This is a genomic window from Streptococcus chosunensis (genome assembly GCF_003626515.1).
GTDB lineage: Bacteria > Bacillota > Bacilli > Lactobacillales > Streptococcaceae > Streptococcus > Streptococcus chosunensis.
Genome location: NZ_RBCK01000010.1, coordinates 1 through 584 on the forward strand (window position 1 = coordinate 1; position 584 = coordinate 584).

At 39.9% G+C, this 584-nt stretch carries 1 protein-coding gene; it reads right to left on the reverse strand.

Annotated elements, in window-relative coordinates; genetic code table 11:
• Positions 1 to 584 (reverse strand): mucin-binding protein (locus D7D54_RS09285; RefSeq protein WP_419965910.1); only part of this gene is annotated, 584 nt, incomplete at both ends.

The window sequence follows — 584 nt, forward strand, 5'->3', positions numbered from 1 at the left end:
TTTTCTGGATCCACTGGTTTGATTGGCTCAACGTGTGGTGTAACCGTTACTACGAAGTTTTGATCAACTTTTGTATCTTTATCGTAGTTCTTATCTGTAGCTGTCGTGAATCCATCAGTTACTAGGTCATATCCTAGAGCTTTCAATTCAGTAAGTTTCGCTACTGTTGAGTACTTGATTGGTTCTCCAGATTTACCTTCTAGGTTATCTGTGTGAAGTACTGTTCCTGTTCCTTCTACCACATAAGTTACTTTCGCTTTTTGAGTATCTTTCTCATAAGTGATTTGCGTATCTTCTGTTGGGTTTTCAGGTGTTGGTGGAACATATCCTTTACTTGGATCATTTGGATCTACTGGTTTCAGTGGATTTCCATTTGGATCTTTTGGAGTTGTTCCTGGAACGTGAGGAATCACTGTTGTTGGTGTTCCTGGTTTCGTTGGATCTGTTGGATCGTTTGGATACGTAACTGGAGGAACTGGTGTAGAACCTTCTGGTACTTTTGGAATCCATGAACCAAGTTTAGTGTAGACAACTTCGATATTTTCATCTTTAGAGTCTGCAGTTAATCCTGTTGTAGCTGCTAC